The 12,538-nt window shown below is 67.1% G+C and carries 12 protein-coding genes; 3 read left to right on the top strand and 9 right to left on the bottom strand.

The annotated features are described in order from the left end of the window. Window positions 1-8: 8 nt before the first annotated feature. The 5 genes from ACFQZQ_RS11265 to ACFQZQ_RS11245 form a co-directional block, all read right to left on the bottom strand. A complete protein-coding gene (locus ACFQZQ_RS11265; protein WP_386812888.1) occupies window positions 9-473 on the bottom strand; it encodes a hypothetical protein in 465 nt (154 codons plus the stop codon). A 47-nt stretch (window positions 474-520) separates the two neighbouring features. Then, a complete protein-coding gene (locus ACFQZQ_RS11260; RefSeq protein ID WP_386812887.1) occupies window positions 521-1,015 on the bottom strand; it encodes a hypothetical protein in 495 nt (164 codons plus the stop codon). Window positions 1,016-1,129: 114 nt separating this feature from the next. Further along, on the bottom strand, window positions 1,130-1,576 hold the full coding sequence (locus ACFQZQ_RS11255) for a hypothetical protein (RefSeq protein ID WP_386812886.1): 447 nt from the start codon (window positions 1,574-1,576) through the stop codon (window positions 1,130-1,132). 141 nt (window positions 1,577-1,717) lie between these two features. Continuing rightward, on the bottom strand, window positions 1,718-2,170 hold the full coding sequence (locus tag ACFQZQ_RS11250; RefSeq protein WP_386812885.1) for a hypothetical protein: 453 nt from the start codon (window positions 2,168-2,170) through the stop codon (window positions 1,718-1,720). Window positions 2,171-2,264: 94 nt separating this feature from the next. Then, window positions 2,265-3,461, bottom strand: a complete 1,197-nt coding sequence (locus tag ACFQZQ_RS11245) for a putative peptide maturation dehydrogenase (protein ID WP_386812884.1) — start codon at window positions 3,459-3,461, stop codon at window positions 2,265-2,267. A gap of 105 nt (window positions 3,462-3,566) precedes the next feature. On the opposite strand from ACFQZQ_RS11245, the gene ACFQZQ_RS11240 reads away from it, so the two are divergent. After that, complete coding sequence (locus ACFQZQ_RS11240; RefSeq protein WP_386812883.1) at window positions 3,567-3,926, top strand: NHLP-related RiPP peptide; 360 nt, start codon at window positions 3,567-3,569, stop codon at window positions 3,924-3,926. A 260-nt stretch (window positions 3,927-4,186) separates the two neighbouring features. Next, on the top strand, window positions 4,187-4,498 hold the full coding sequence (locus ACFQZQ_RS11235; protein ID WP_386812882.1) for an NHLP-related RiPP peptide: 312 nt from the start codon (window positions 4,187-4,189) through the stop codon (window positions 4,496-4,498). On the opposite strand, the gene ACFQZQ_RS11230 is transcribed toward ACFQZQ_RS11235, so the two are convergent. The 4 genes from ACFQZQ_RS11230 to aceB all read right to left on the bottom strand — a co-directional run bounded on the left by ACFQZQ_RS11230 (window position 4,450) and on the right by aceB (window position 11,333). After that, window positions 4,450-7,068 (bottom strand): putative peptide modification system cyclase, encoded by a 2,619-nt coding sequence (locus ACFQZQ_RS11230; protein WP_386812881.1) that lies wholly within the window; start codon window positions 7,066-7,068, stop codon window positions 4,450-4,452. The two genes, ACFQZQ_RS11235 and ACFQZQ_RS11230, sit on opposite strands and share 49 nt — an antisense overlap. Before the next feature lie 37 nt (window positions 7,069-7,105). Further along, window positions 7,106-8,152 carry a GGDEF domain-containing protein gene (locus ACFQZQ_RS11225; RefSeq protein WP_386812880.1) on the bottom strand — a complete coding sequence of 349 codons (1,047 nt, stop codon included), beginning with the start codon at window positions 8,150-8,152 and terminating at the stop codon, window positions 7,106-7,108. Between the two features lie 154 nt (window positions 8,153-8,306). Next, window positions 8,307-9,638, bottom strand: a complete 1,332-nt coding sequence (gene aceA / locus ACFQZQ_RS11220; RefSeq protein ID WP_386812879.1) for an isocitrate lyase — start codon at window positions 9,636-9,638, stop codon at window positions 8,307-8,309. A 60-nt stretch (window positions 9,639-9,698) separates the two neighbouring features. After that, window positions 9,699-11,333: a malate synthase A gene (aceB, locus tag ACFQZQ_RS11215; protein WP_386812878.1), complete on the bottom strand. Its 1,635-nt coding sequence runs from the start codon at window positions 11,331-11,333 to the stop codon at window positions 9,699-9,701. A 124-nt stretch (window positions 11,334-11,457) separates the two neighbouring features. On the opposite strand from aceB, the gene ACFQZQ_RS11210 reads away from it, so the two are divergent. Further along, window positions 11,458-12,426, top strand: coding sequence for a LysR family transcriptional regulator (locus ACFQZQ_RS11210; protein ID WP_386812923.1), 969 nt, complete (start codon window positions 11,458-11,460; stop codon window positions 12,424-12,426). Window positions 12,427-12,538 lie beyond the last annotated feature (112 nt).

The following is a 12,538-nucleotide window of genomic DNA, read 5'->3' as shown; positions in this document are numbered from 1 at the left end:
TCATCCACTCAACCGCAGCGTTCGCCGCAGACCTTCGGGCGTTCCAGGAAATCGCGCGCACCCTCGCGGGCCTCGCGCCGTTCCGCCTCGGTGCCGCAGCGGGTGACCTTCACGCTGGACCCGGATTTCTGCTCGCGCCAGCACACCTGCTGCTCGTCGTGGCCGGCCTTGCTGTTCTTGACCTGCGCGTTGATCCGCTCCAGCGCGTTCTCCAGCTGCACCTTCTGGTCCATCGACAGGTCGGCCAGCGCCGCCTTGCCTTCGGTCAGCGCGAACACCTCGGCCTGCGCCTTGCGGATCGCACTGCCCTGGCGCGCGGTCAGGCCGTCGATGCCGCCATCGTCGAGGTCGGCCTTGAGCGCGTGCTGCTGCTTGAGGATCCGCTGCAAACCGTCGCCCTCGTCGCCCGCCTGTGCCAGCGCGGCGCCGCTGAGTGCCATGCACGCCACCACGATCGCAATCAGTCGCTTCATTCGCTACTCCTTGTCGGCACACGGGAACAGGGATCTCGCTGGCGATTCTACGGCCCGAGGCGCCCGACGGCGTCCGTCCCACACGAGATTCCGGTGCTGGCCTGGCCGCATATGCTGGTGTCGCCGTGCCATTGGCGCGACTCCTCGCGGGCCTGTGCACGTTCGGCAACCGTCGCGCATCGCGTCTGCCTCAATGTCGTGCCCAGCTTGTGCTCGCGCCAGCAGACCTGCTTGTTCGCCTGATTGTCGGCAATCACCGCCTTGACCTCTTCCAGTGCATTGAACAGCTCAGCCTGCTGGTCACGGTTGAGTTGTTCCACTGCGCTCACGCCATCAAGCAGTTCGAAGATGCGGTCCTGCGCGGCGTGCATCCGCCCCAGTGCTTCAGCGCCGAACCGGGCATAAGCGCCGGTCGAGTGCTCGGATGCGTCGCGTATCTCGCGTTGCTGCTGCAGGATCTGGCCGATTTTTCCGACGTTGGCGGTGGCGGCCGTGGCTGCCAGCGACAGCAGCAAGGTGACCGTGAAGGCGTGCCGGTTCATTGCAATCTCCCGTACTGCCGCGTCAATACCGCCTACAACGGCGCCGGATTCGGAGGCCGGACACAGGAACGGGCGGCCTGGGCCGCCCGTTCGGGTCGCATCAGGTAGCGCGCTTCAGCGCTGCATGTCGCGGCTGTCCATGCGCTCGCGGGCGGCCTCGCGCTCGACGCGCAACTGGCCGGCGGTCTTGCACACGCGCTCCTTGCGGGTGCTGCCCAGGATCGCGCGGCGCTCGCAGACCATGCGTTCGTCGTCAGCGTTGTTGACCGCCGCCTCGATCCACTCGAGGGTGTTGAAGACCTCGGTCTTCTGGGTCTCGTTTAGCTCATCGGTCGACTGCTTGCCCTCCATCAGCGACAGCAGCTGCGCCTGCTTGGCGAGCAGTTCGCTGCGCGTGTTCGCGGGCAATTCCTTGAAGCGGCCGCTGCGCGATTCGACGCCTGTGCGGATCTGCGCCTGCTGGGTGCGGATCGCCTCGAACTGGAGGACGCCGCGGTCGACGGACGCGGAGGCGACGGGGGCGACCAACAGCAGCGCGAGCAGGCAGGCACGAATCTTCACGGCGGTTCTCCACGGGGTGAGCGGCCGACACTACGCCGGCTGACGGCCCGCTTCAACGCGGCATCTGTTCAGGTTCCCGGCGATTCCGGACTGAAACAAAAAGGGCGGCCATTGGCCGCCCTTTTTTCCAGCGCGATTCCGTTACCGACGCATCTGAGCATCGCCACGGTCGAGTTGGTCACGCGCCAGCTCCTTCATGCGGCGCTCTTCCTCCACCGTGCGGCAGACCCGGGTCAGACGGGTACTACCCAGCACCTTTTCGCGGCGACAGACCATGCGCTCGTCCTCGGCATTGTTGATCGCCGCCTCAATCCATTCGAGGGTATTGAACGCCTCGGTTTGCTCGCTTTCGGACAGCTCGTCGGTGGTGGTCTTGCCTTCCAGCATCGCCATCAGTCCGGCCTGCTTGGCGAGCAGGTCTACGCGCTTCGACGAGGGCATGTCCTTGTAGCGGCCCCTGACCGCGATGACGTCGTCGTGGATCTGCTTCTGCTGCGCGGTGATCGCCACCACTGCCAGCGGCTTGCGCCCGGCCGAATCGGCGAACGCGCCGAAGGACGCCAGCAACAGCCCCATGAATATGAACAAACGCATCTCGCACTACCCCTTCCGATTGGACCCCTGATTGGTCGCGCCACCCTATCGACGCGCCGCAACCGTGTCCATGTGCCGGAAGAGGGAGTTTTTCTCAGTCGCGCGGATCGGCGGCCAGCTCCGCGGTGCGTACCCAGACCTCGCCGGCCGGGTCGAGCTCGGTGGTCGTCATCACCTCGCCGCGCCAGCCGAAGCCGCAGACCGCCAGCGCGCCCTGCTGGATCGGGTCGAGGCCGAAGGCGCGTTCCAGCTGCACCTCGTTGATCGCGCCGGTGATGAAGGCGCCCAGCCCGGCCTCGGTGGCGGACAGGTACAGGGTCTGCGACAGGTGTCCGGCTTCGAGGGCGACCACGCGGTAGCCCTTGGCGTGATGGCGGTACTTCCAGAACGTGCGATCGAAGCGCGGCGACAGCAGCACCAGCACGTGCGCGTCTGCGAACCAGTGCTGCTGCGCGACCATGTCCATGACGAATTCGCGCAGCGGCTGCGCGGGTGCGGGCAACGGTTCTAGTGCGTGCTCGCGCGCCTGGTAGTGGTACAGGCCGGGGGCGACCCCTTCGACGTGCTGCACGATCAGGTAGGCCTCGACCGGGTGCAGGCCGCCACCGGACGGGCTGGTCTTCTTCAGGAACACGGTGTCGTCGCTGACCCGGACCTCGGCCTGCGCCGAGAACACGCGTTCGAGCAGCTGCGCGAACAGCGCGTGTGGCAGCGGCCTGGCGGCATCGAAGTTGCGGCAGGTGGCGCGGCGCGCGAGCAGGCGGTCGAAGTCGGTCGGCGCGGCGCGCGGCAGCGGCAGCCGTTGCGAATCCTCGCCGCGACGCGCGGCCTCGGCTGGCGGCGCGCCGAGCACCTGGCGCATCTCGAGGGCGGTCTCGGTGCCGCTGTCTTTCATGCTTTGCACCGCATCGACCTCGCGCCAACGGGTAAACGCATGCAGCGTCGCGGCCAACGGGTGCCAGTAGGTCGAGCGCAACGCATCGTCGCGTTCGCGGTGCGCGGCGTGACGCTTGCCGTCTGATATCAGCAGGCCTTGCTTCAGCAGGCGCTTGAGCGCGACCGGCGGATGCGAGGCTAACGTGTTCGCATCCACCCATTGGCTGGGGCCAAGTGCACCGAGCAGTTCGCGCTCCATTGAATCAACTTCGACTTCCTCGCCGAGGTGCGGCGCCAGAGCCAACCAGCGGCTGCCGCGGCGCAGGCCATCGCCACCTGACAGCAGTACGTTCAGGTCGAAGCTGATCTCCTCGCGCGGCTCCAGATACAACACCGCACAGCGACGCACGCGCATTTGACCTCCTAGGCCACTTCCCCGCAGTACACGATGACAGATAGCTTATGCGGTGACACGCGACGGCATCATGCAGCGGGTCATCACCAACGAGAGGAGAGCGATATGCAAACTGTTTCCGCACACCGTCAAGCGCCTCAACCCACGCGTCAGCTATCAGTAGCGATCAATGGGAAAAACCCGCTACAACCCCAAGTCGCCGACCGGCTCTTGGAACTCTTGAGCACCGACAACATGTTTCGCGACTTGTTCGAGAAAGATCCGAATGCGGCACTAGCGATGCTAGGCCACCCCATCTCCACCGAGTCGATTTCCAGATGCGGGCCGGTGAATCGCATCGCGTCGAAGAACGAGTTCATTTCTGCGCGAGATCATCTGAAAGCTCACATTACGTCGGCTGGAATATTCACGAACCCGCACTGCTTCGAAGCCGGGAGTATCACGGCAGCCCTGCGCCGCAAATAGCTGCAACTCTTGACAGGCGCAGGGGTAAAAATAGCTCCTGCGCCTTTCAGGCCAACTGGCGATCATCTGATCGTTCCCCTCGGTCTCGTAACTGGCCAGAGAAAGCTGGAGGAGCCTCCCACTTTTTACTTGCGGCTCCAACGAGCCATTTTGCTTCGCCCAGTCCCGGCGTCCGAATTCAAACGGTTGTTCCGTAGAGCAGGCAGGGATAGATTCCGAAAACCAACGGTCCGTTATGGATCTCACAGGGGGAAAGGGGAATGGCGAAGACTAAGGCGATACCGTTCAATGCGAAGACCGCGGACAAGTTGCTGGACCTGTTGAGCACCGACAGCGAGTTTCGCAGGCTGTTTAAGAGAAACCCGATAGCCGGGCTCGCCTACGTTGGCTATCCGCCGGCGAAGGAAGCCATGGCTCTGATGGCCTGTGCGGCAGTGGACAGTTTGGGGTCAAAAAAGGAGATCGCTGCGGCCCGCGACCAGCTCAAGGATTACCTGGTATCAAGTCAGGCTTTGACCAATCCTCATTGCTTCGTGGCCGGCAAGATCGAGAAGGCTCTGTCACGTAAGTAGTCAGGTAGTCCCGCTTGCGGCCATGCGCGGCTGAAAGCTTCGGCTTCTAGCCGCGCTTCACCGATGCGACCCAGCTTCTGCAAGACCTCGGCCGCGTCCAATCGAGCCAGCGTCGTATCAGCCACATTGATGGCTTGCTGGGCTTGTGCGCCAGTCAGCTCGACATATGCAAGGCCGCGACGGGCCGCAAGCCAACGATCTTCTCTCAGCGCCTCATCGTAGCGACCCGCGGCGCGCAAGGCGTCGCGCAGCGCGACGTGCGCTTGGAACAACTCGGAGCCGTCCATCAATCGTTCTAGTTGTGCCACTGCGGCTGGCGCATTCCCTGCCAGGCGCAGTTGGCCCGCACGAATGATCTGCAGCATTTGCGCTAACCGAGGGTCACCGCTCTCCGCCACTTGCTTGGCCAGCTTTTGCATGGCTTTGTCTGCCACATCGCCTCGCCCGGCACGCTGAGCCAGATAAGTTGCTGTCAAAGCCACATAGACGCGGTCCGAAACGTCTGCGGCGCCCTGCAAATCGACACCGTCAAGCGCGGCATAGATGACGTCCAAGTAAGCCTGAGACTTCAAATTGCCAGGATCGCGCAAGGCGCGTACCGACAGTTCGACCAAATCAGTCACGTCCCTCAACAAGAAATTCTTGCGGCTCACTTTAGCTTTGACGCTCACGGCATTCCGCAGTGCCTGATCCCAGCGCCCTTGGTCCAAGGGGATCGCGACGCGTTCGAGATACCCGCTGGGAACATCCTGCGGCAAGGCTTTAAGTACCGCGTCCGCCTCCGTGAAGCGCCGAGTGGCCGCCAATGCGGCAGCCTGTTGACGGCTCGCGCGTCTTTGCTGTGCCGCCCCTGCCTGCTTGAAGCTAAGGAGCGCTGCTGCGTACTGCTCTTGTGCCAGTTGCGCGCGCCCCACCTGGTCAACTGCATGGCCCCGAAGCGGGTTCTGCGCTGCGGTGGCGAGAAGGGCCGATTTCATCGACTCCTGGTAGCGACCCGCGGTGAACGCCGCCCAGGCATAGTTGGCGGAACCCGCGTGGTAATCCGGATAGACGCCCGACAACAACTTCCACTTCTCCGGGGCGTGAAGCGAGGGCTTTGGACCAAGTTCGGCAACCCAAGCGTCCAGATACAACGCGTCACGAAGCGGAAGGTGGGAGCGCAATGCTTCTGCCCGTTGCAGGTAGTGCTTTGCATTGGCGGCATCGGGCACAGCGACGTATGTACGCATGATGCCCAGATAAGCCAATGCGAACTGCGGATCGAGCTCTATAGCGTGTTGAAAGTACCGCAAGGCCTGTTGCGTATCCGCTTTGGAGTAAGCCTGCACACCCAATGCATACGCCCGCAACGCATCCAGATTCTTGGTCGTCACCCGGGGCAACGGCGCCGAATCCTTCTCGATCGACTTCAGCGCCTCGCCAAGCTTGCCGCGCAGCGCGGCGGTGACGGTATCGATCGAATCCAGCGCCGACACCGCGCCGGTACCGTCCGCCGATTCGGCGTAGACCGTGGTCTGGGTGTGCGGGTCGATCACCTCGGCGCTGACGCGGACGCGGCCGCCGACTTCGGACACGGTCGGCAGGATCACCGCGCGCGCGCCGTCGCGCACGGCGACCTCGGAGGCGATGGCGCGATCGAGCACGGTGCCGGGCTTGAGCTGCATGCGGCTCAGCGTGTCGCGGGTCTTGAGGTCGCTGAGCACGTTGACGTGGCGCGACTGCTCCAGGCTGATGCGGAACGCCTGTTCCAGCGAGTCGTCGAGCAACTGGTCGCCGGTGAGGTTGCGCAGGTCGGCGACCACCACCCAGTCGCGCTGGTTGAACGCGATCGCCGGCTGCGGGCGGGTGACGAACCAGGCGCCGATGCCGATGCCGGCCAGCAGCGCGACCTCGGCGGCGAGCGCGGCCGGGCGCCGCCACAGCGGGATGTCGCGCCAGGCCTTGGGGCTGCTGGGTGGCGCGCGCAGCGGGGCAATCCCGGGCTCGCCGACCTCGAACACTTCCTGGCTGTTGGGCACGCCCTTGAAGTGCCAGCGGCCGTGCGATTTCCAGGTCAGGCCGAGGCCGCGTTCGCCCAGTTCCCGCGCGGCGCGGTGGGCGAGAGGCTCGGCCACCGCCGACAGCAGGATCTGCCCGGGCCGCGCCATCGACATCAGGCGCGCCGCGGTCGGCTTGGCCAGGCCTTCGACCTCGAGCGGCTTGGCGCCGACGCGCACGGCCTCGTCGCTGTTGCGCCAGGTCAGCACCTCGCCGACGTGCAGGCCGGCGCGGGTCAGCAGCGTCTGCTGGTGCGCCTTGCCGAGCGCGCGCAGGCCGTGGCCGTAGTCGAGCGCGAAGCCGAGGCCGTCGATCGGCCGCTCGAACAGCAGCAGCAGGCCGTCGGAACGGTCGATCAGGCGCCCGCGCCATTGCTGCTGCAGTTGCAGCACCAGGCGGTCGTGTTCGCGGAACAGCTCGGCGGCGACGGTGTCGCCGAGGCGTTCGACCAGCGAGGTCGAGTCGCACAGGTCGGTCAGCAGCAAGGTGCGCAGCTGCGGCGCGTCGGAGCTGTGCTGGCTGAGGTCGTTCATGGCGGTGGCCTGGATGACGGCGTCGCGGTGGGCGCGCTCACGCGGTGGCGGCGAGCGCGTCGTCCTGCCATTCGACGCGGTTGCCGCCCAAGCGCTTGGCGCGGTACAGCGCGGCGTCGGCGTGCGCGTACCAATCGTTCCACTGCGTGTCGGGCGCGACCAGGCAGGCACCTAGGCTGAGCGTGCAGATCAGCGGCGTGGTGTGCGGCATCTGCAGCAGGCCGTGCGCGGTGCTGACGATGAAGTCGGCGTAGCGCATGACGTCGTCGCGGCTGTCGGCCTTGACCAGCAGCGCGAACTCGTCGCCGCCGAGGCGGCAGGCGATGTCGCCGTTGCCGGCCACCGAGCGCAGGATGTGGGCGACTGCCTGCAGTACTCGGTCGCCGGCGAGGTGGCCGTGGTCGTCGTTGACGGCCTTGAAGCGATCGCAGTCGATCAGCAGCAGACCCAGGCCGTGGGTGCTGCCGTTGCGGTGGCGGTCCTGCAGGTGCTTGGCCAGGCCGCGGCGGTTGAACAGGCCGGTGAGCTCGTCGGTGCGGATCAGCGCTTCGGTCTGGTTGAGCTGGGCCGCGGTGGCGCGCAGGCTGTCGAGCGCGGACTGCAGGTCGTGGTTGCGGCGGCGCAGGCGGCGGATCAGGCCCTGTTCGTTCAGCACCACGCGCATGATCGCGCGGCGCAGGAAGTACGAGACCAGCCCGGGCTCGCGGTCGACCAGGCGCTGGAACTCCTCGGCGCGCAGTTCGATCAGCATGCCGTCGACCGGCACCGTGGCATCGGCGCTGCGGGCGTGGTCGCCGATCAGCAGGCCGAGCTCGCCGAAGAATTCGTTGGGCCCCAGCCGCTTGGCGATCAGGTCGTCGCCGAAGTCGAGTTCGACCGCGCCCTTGGACACCACGTACATGGTCGTGCCCAGGTCGCCGCGGCGGAACAGCACCTCGCCGGCATACGCGCGGCGCATGCGGCCGACCTGCGCGAACAGGGCGAACTCGTCGGCGGTCAACGCCGCGGCGGCGAGGTCGCCGTTCGGCGCGGTGCGCTGCGCTGGTTCGTCGCGCGTGGGCGACGCGGCGTTTTCACCCTTCATTCCACGACCCCGCACTCCGTCGTCCAGGAGACTGCAGGCGAGGATAGCACCGGGGTGGCGCGCCTGAGAGCGAGCCGGAGGCCCTAACGCGAGACGCAAAAAAGGGCGGCCACGCAATGCGTGGCCGCCGCTGCGAGGTACGCGCGGTGGCCGTTCAGGCCGCGATCGCGGCCGGCGCGGAGGTGGCGACGTCACCGTGGAACTGCTCCTCCTCGGTCGAGCCCTTGAGCGCGACGGTCGAGGAGGTCGCGCCCTGGATGGTCTGGGTCACCGCGTCGAAGTAACCGGTGCCGACTTCGCGCTGGTGCTTGACCGCGGTGAAGCCGCGATCGGCCGCGGCGAACTCGGCTTCCTGCAGCTCGACGAACGCGCTCATCTGCCGGCGCGCGTAGCCGTGGGCGAGGTTGAACATGCCGTAGTTGAGCGCGTGGAAACCGGCCAGGGTGATGAACTGGAACTTGTAGCCGTAGCTGGCGAGCTCCTTCTGGAACTTCGCGATCGTGGCGTCGTCGAGGTTCTTCTTCCAGTTGAAGCTCGGCGAGCAGTTGTAGGCGAGCAGCTTGCCGGGGAACTTCGCGTGGATCGCATCGGCAAAGGCCTTGGCGAACGCGAGGTCGGGCTTGCCGGTCTCGCACCACACCAGGTCGGCGTACGGGGCGTAGGCCAGGCCGCGGCTGATCGCCTGGTTCAGGCCGTTGCGGGTCTTGTAGAAGCCTTCGACGGTGCGCTCGCCGGTGGTGAACGGTTGGTCGTTGGGGTCGATGTCGGCGGTCAGCAGGTCGGCGGCCTCGGCGTCGGTGCGCGCGACGATCAGGGTCGGCACGCCCATCACGTCGGCGGCCAGGCGTGCGGCGACCAGCTTCTCCACCGCCTCGCGCGTCGGCACCAGCACCTTGCCGCCCATGTGGCCGCACTTCTTTACCGACGCGAGCTGGTCCTCGAAGTGCACACCCGAGGCGCCCGCCTCGATCATGCCCTTCATCAGTTCGAACGCGTTGAGCACGCCGCCGAAGCCGGCCTCGGCGTCGGCGACGATCGGCTGCAGGAAGTCGATGTCGCCATCACCGCCATTGCCGTTGCTTTCGGCGCACTGGATCTGGTCGGCGCGCAGCAAGGTGTTGTTGATGCGCTTGACCACCGCCGGCACCGAGTCGGCCGGGTACAGCGACTGGTCTGGGTACATCTGCCCACCAAGGTTGGCGTCGGCCGCGACCTGCCAGCCCGACAGGTAGATCGCCTTGAGGCCGGCCTTGACCTGCTGCATGGCCTGGTTGCCGGTCAACGCGCCGAGCGCGTTGACGAACGGCTCGCTGTGCAGCGACTTCCACAGTTTGTTGGCGCCCAGCTTGGCCAGGGTGTGCTCGACGCCGACAGTGCCGCGCAGGCGCACCACGTCCTCGGCGGAGTACGGGCGCTGGATCCCGGCCCAGCGCGGGTCGGTGGCCCAGTCGTGGCGGAGTTGGTCGGCGGTGGGCAAGGTGGTCATGGCGGAAATCCTTTCGACTTGGTTGGAATGGGAACGTGGCGGGTTGCGTGCTGCGGTCGGTCAATCGAGGCGGGCGTAGGCCGGCAGGGTCAGAAATTCCTCGAGCGTGTCGGCGTGGGTCATGCGGTCGAGCATCCCGATCGCCTCGTTGAGGCGGCTGGCGCCGGGCAGCTGCAGGCGGTCGGCGAGCTTGCTGGGCAGGCCGATCAGCGCGCGTTCGAGCAGGGCGAAGTCGACTTCGGTGCCATCGGCCAGATGTAGTCCGTCGGCGTGCAGCCACTGCCACAGCTGGGTGCGCGCGATCTCGGCGGTCGCGGCGTCCTCCATCAGCCAGTGGATCGGCACGCAGCCGTTGCCGTCGAGCCACGCCGCCAGGTAGCGCACGCAGACCTCGACGTTGCCCTCGAAGCCGGCCCGCGTGATCGTCCCCAGCGGCGGCTTGACCAGGTCGTCGCGGGTGACGTGGACGTCCTCGCGCAGCACGTGCTGCTGGTGCGGGGTCGGCATGCGCTCGTCGAAGATCTCCCGGGCCAGCGGAATCAGCGCCGGGTGCGCGACCCAGGTGCCGTCGTGGCCGGCGGTGACCTCGCGCAGCTTGTCGGCGCGGACCTTGGCCATCGCCAGGTCATTGCCGGCGTCATCGCCGCTGATCGGGATCTGCGCGGCCATCCCGCCCATCGCGTGCGCGCCGCGGCGGTGGCAGGTCTGGATCAGCAGCTCCGAGTACGCGCGCAGGAACGGCTGGGTCATCGTGACTTGGCCGCGTTCGGGCAGGACCTTGTCGCGGTGCGCGCGGAAGGTTTTGATGTAGCTGAAGACGTAGTCCCAGCGGCCGCAGTTGAGGCCGACGACGCGGCCGCGCAGCGCGTGCAGGATCTCGTCCATCTCGAACGCCGCCGGCAGCGTCTCGATCAGCACGGTGACCCTGAGCTGGCCAGGCGCGCGGCCCAGCACCTGCTCGACGTGGCCGAGCACCTCGTTCCACAGCGCCGCCTCCTCCATCGACTGCAGCTTGGGCAGGTAGAAATGCGGTCCGCGTTCCTTCGCGGCGAGCACGTCCGAGTTGTGAAAGGCGAACAGGCCGGCGTCGAACAGGCTGGCCGAGATCGGCGCGCCATCGACCCGCAGGTGCTTCTCGTCCAGGTGCCAGCCGCGCGGGCGCACCATCAGCACCGCCTGCTGGTCGAACGGCCGCAGCGTGTAGTGCTTCGAGCCGTCCGGCGCCATCCAGTCGAGGGTGCCGGCGACCGCCTTCTTCAGCGCGCGCTGGCCGGTCAGCAGGTTGGCCCAGGTCGGCGCGGTGCTGTCCTCGAAGTCGGCCATAAAGCAGTTGGCGCCGGAGTTGAGCGCGTTGATCACCATCTTCGGCTCGACCGGGCCGGTGATCTCGACGCGGCGGTCGAGCAGCGCGGCCGGCAGCTTCGCCACCCGCCAGTCGCCGGCGCGGATCGCGGCGGTGTCGGCGCGGAAGTCGGGCAGGCCGCCGGCGTCGAAGAACGCCTGGCGCTCGCGGCGGGCGGCCAGCCGCGCCTGGCGGGCCGGCTCGAAGCGGCGGTGCAGGTCGGCCAGGAAGGCCAGCGCGGCCGGGGTCAGCAGCTGTTCCTGGCCGGCGACCTGGCCGGTCAGTTCGATCCGCGGCTCGGTCCGGGCTTCGGTCCGATCCTGCTCGGGCTGCTGGAAAACCACTGCCGACATGCCTTGCTCTCCCGCCTGTAACCAGGCTTACGTGTAGGAGGCGACCATGCGGTCAGGTATCGTATTTGACAATAAAGTTCTATCAATACATATCATTAGCCATGCTTATACATAGGCCGTGAACGTGCCCAGCAAACGCGCTCCCAGCCCCCGCTTCGCCTACAAGGGCGACCGCCTCAAGCCGCTGCGCGCGTTTTGCCAGACCGCGCGGCTGGGCTCGGTGTCGCGCGCGGCCGAGGCCCTGTACCTGAGCCAGCCCGCGGTGACCCTGCAGTTGCAGGCGCTGGAGCGCGAAATGGGCGTGCGCCTGCTTGAGCGCAGCGGCCGCCGCCTGGCCCTGACCCGCGAGGGCCAGGAGCTGTACGAGCTGGCGCGGCCACTGGTCGAGGGCTTGGACGGGCTGGACGGGGTGTTCCGCGAGCGCGTGCGCGGGCTCGACGCGGGCGAGCTCAACGTCGCCGCCGGCAGCTCCACGATCCTGTACCTGCTGCCGCGGATCGTCGAGGCGTTCCGCGCCGCGCACCCGGAGGTGCGGCTGAGCCTGCACAACGTCACCGGCGCCGGCGGCCTCGACCTGCTGCGCTCGGACGCGGTCGACCTGGCGGTGGGGTCGATGCTCGACGTGCCGGCCGACCTCGACTACGCGCCGATCTACCAGTTCGAGCCGATGCTGATCACGCCGCGCGACCACCCGCTCGCGCGCCAGCCCGACCTCACCCTGCAGGACCTGTCGCCGTACGGCCTGATCCTGCCGCCGCAGCGGCTGACCACCTACCGCATGGTCGACCTGGTGTTCCAGCAAAACCGGGTCCCGTACACGGTGGCGCTGGAGGTCGGCGGCTGGGAGGTGATCAAGCAGTACGTGGCGATGGGGCTGGGGATCAGCATCGTCACCGCGATCTGCCTGACCGACGCCGACCGCGAGCGGCTGGCGGCGCGCTCGCTGGCGCGCTACTTCCCGTCGCGCAGCTACGGCGTGGTGGTGCGCAAGGGCAAGTACCTGTCGCCGCAGGCGCGCGCGTTCACCGAGCTGATCCAGCCGGACCTGTTCGTGCGCCGCGACTACTACGCGACCGGGCCGTCGGAGCGGTAGGGCGGGTTTCAACCCGCCGCATGCGACTGCCGAGGGTGTGTAGGGCGGGTTTCAACCCGCCATCGCCATACGCGACCATCGCGTCGGCCCCGAAGGCGGGTTAAAACCCGCC

The organism is Lysobacter koreensis (assembly GCF_042677045.1).
Classification (GTDB): domain Bacteria; phylum Pseudomonadota; class Gammaproteobacteria; order Xanthomonadales; family Xanthomonadaceae; genus Lysobacter_K; species Lysobacter_K koreensis.
This window is presented reverse-complemented; position numbering and strand designations above follow the sequence as displayed.

Bases quoted from the DNA above. Each gene is read 5' to 3' on its own strand.
- ACFQZQ_RS11225 (WP_386812880.1), bottom strand. From the start codon at position 8,152: ATGAAGGGTGAAAACGCCGCGTCGCCCACGCGCGACGAACCAGCGCAG.
- ACFQZQ_RS11240 (WP_386812883.1), top strand. From the start codon at position 3,567: ATGCAAACTGTTTCCGCACACCGTCAAGCGCCTCAACCCACGCGTCAG.
- aceB (WP_386812878.1), bottom strand. From the start codon at position 11,333: ATGTCGGCAGTGGTTTTCCAGCAGCCCGAGCAGGATCGGACCGAAGCC.
- ACFQZQ_RS11250 (WP_386812885.1), bottom strand. From the start codon at position 2,170: ATGCGTTTGTTCATATTCATGGGGCTGTTGCTGGCGTCCTTCGGCGCG.
- ACFQZQ_RS11230 (WP_386812881.1), bottom strand. From the start codon at position 7,068: ATGAACGACCTCAGCCAGCACAGCTCCGACGCGCCGCAGCTGCGCACC.
- ACFQZQ_RS11245 (WP_386812884.1), bottom strand. From the start codon at position 3,461: ATGCGCGTGCGTCGCTGTGCGGTGTTGTATCTGGAGCCGCGCGAGGAG.
- ACFQZQ_RS11265 (WP_386812888.1), bottom strand. From the start codon at position 473: ATGAAGCGACTGATTGCGATCGTGGTGGCGTGCATGGCACTCAGCGGC.
- ACFQZQ_RS11235 (WP_386812882.1), top strand. From the start codon at position 4,187: ATGGCGAAGACTAAGGCGATACCGTTCAATGCGAAGACCGCGGACAAG.
- ACFQZQ_RS11260 (WP_386812887.1), bottom strand. From the start codon at position 1,015: ATGAACCGGCACGCCTTCACGGTCACCTTGCTGCTGTCGCTGGCAGCC.
- aceA (WP_386812879.1), bottom strand. From the start codon at position 9,638: ATGACCACCTTGCCCACCGCCGACCAACTCCGCCACGACTGGGCCACC.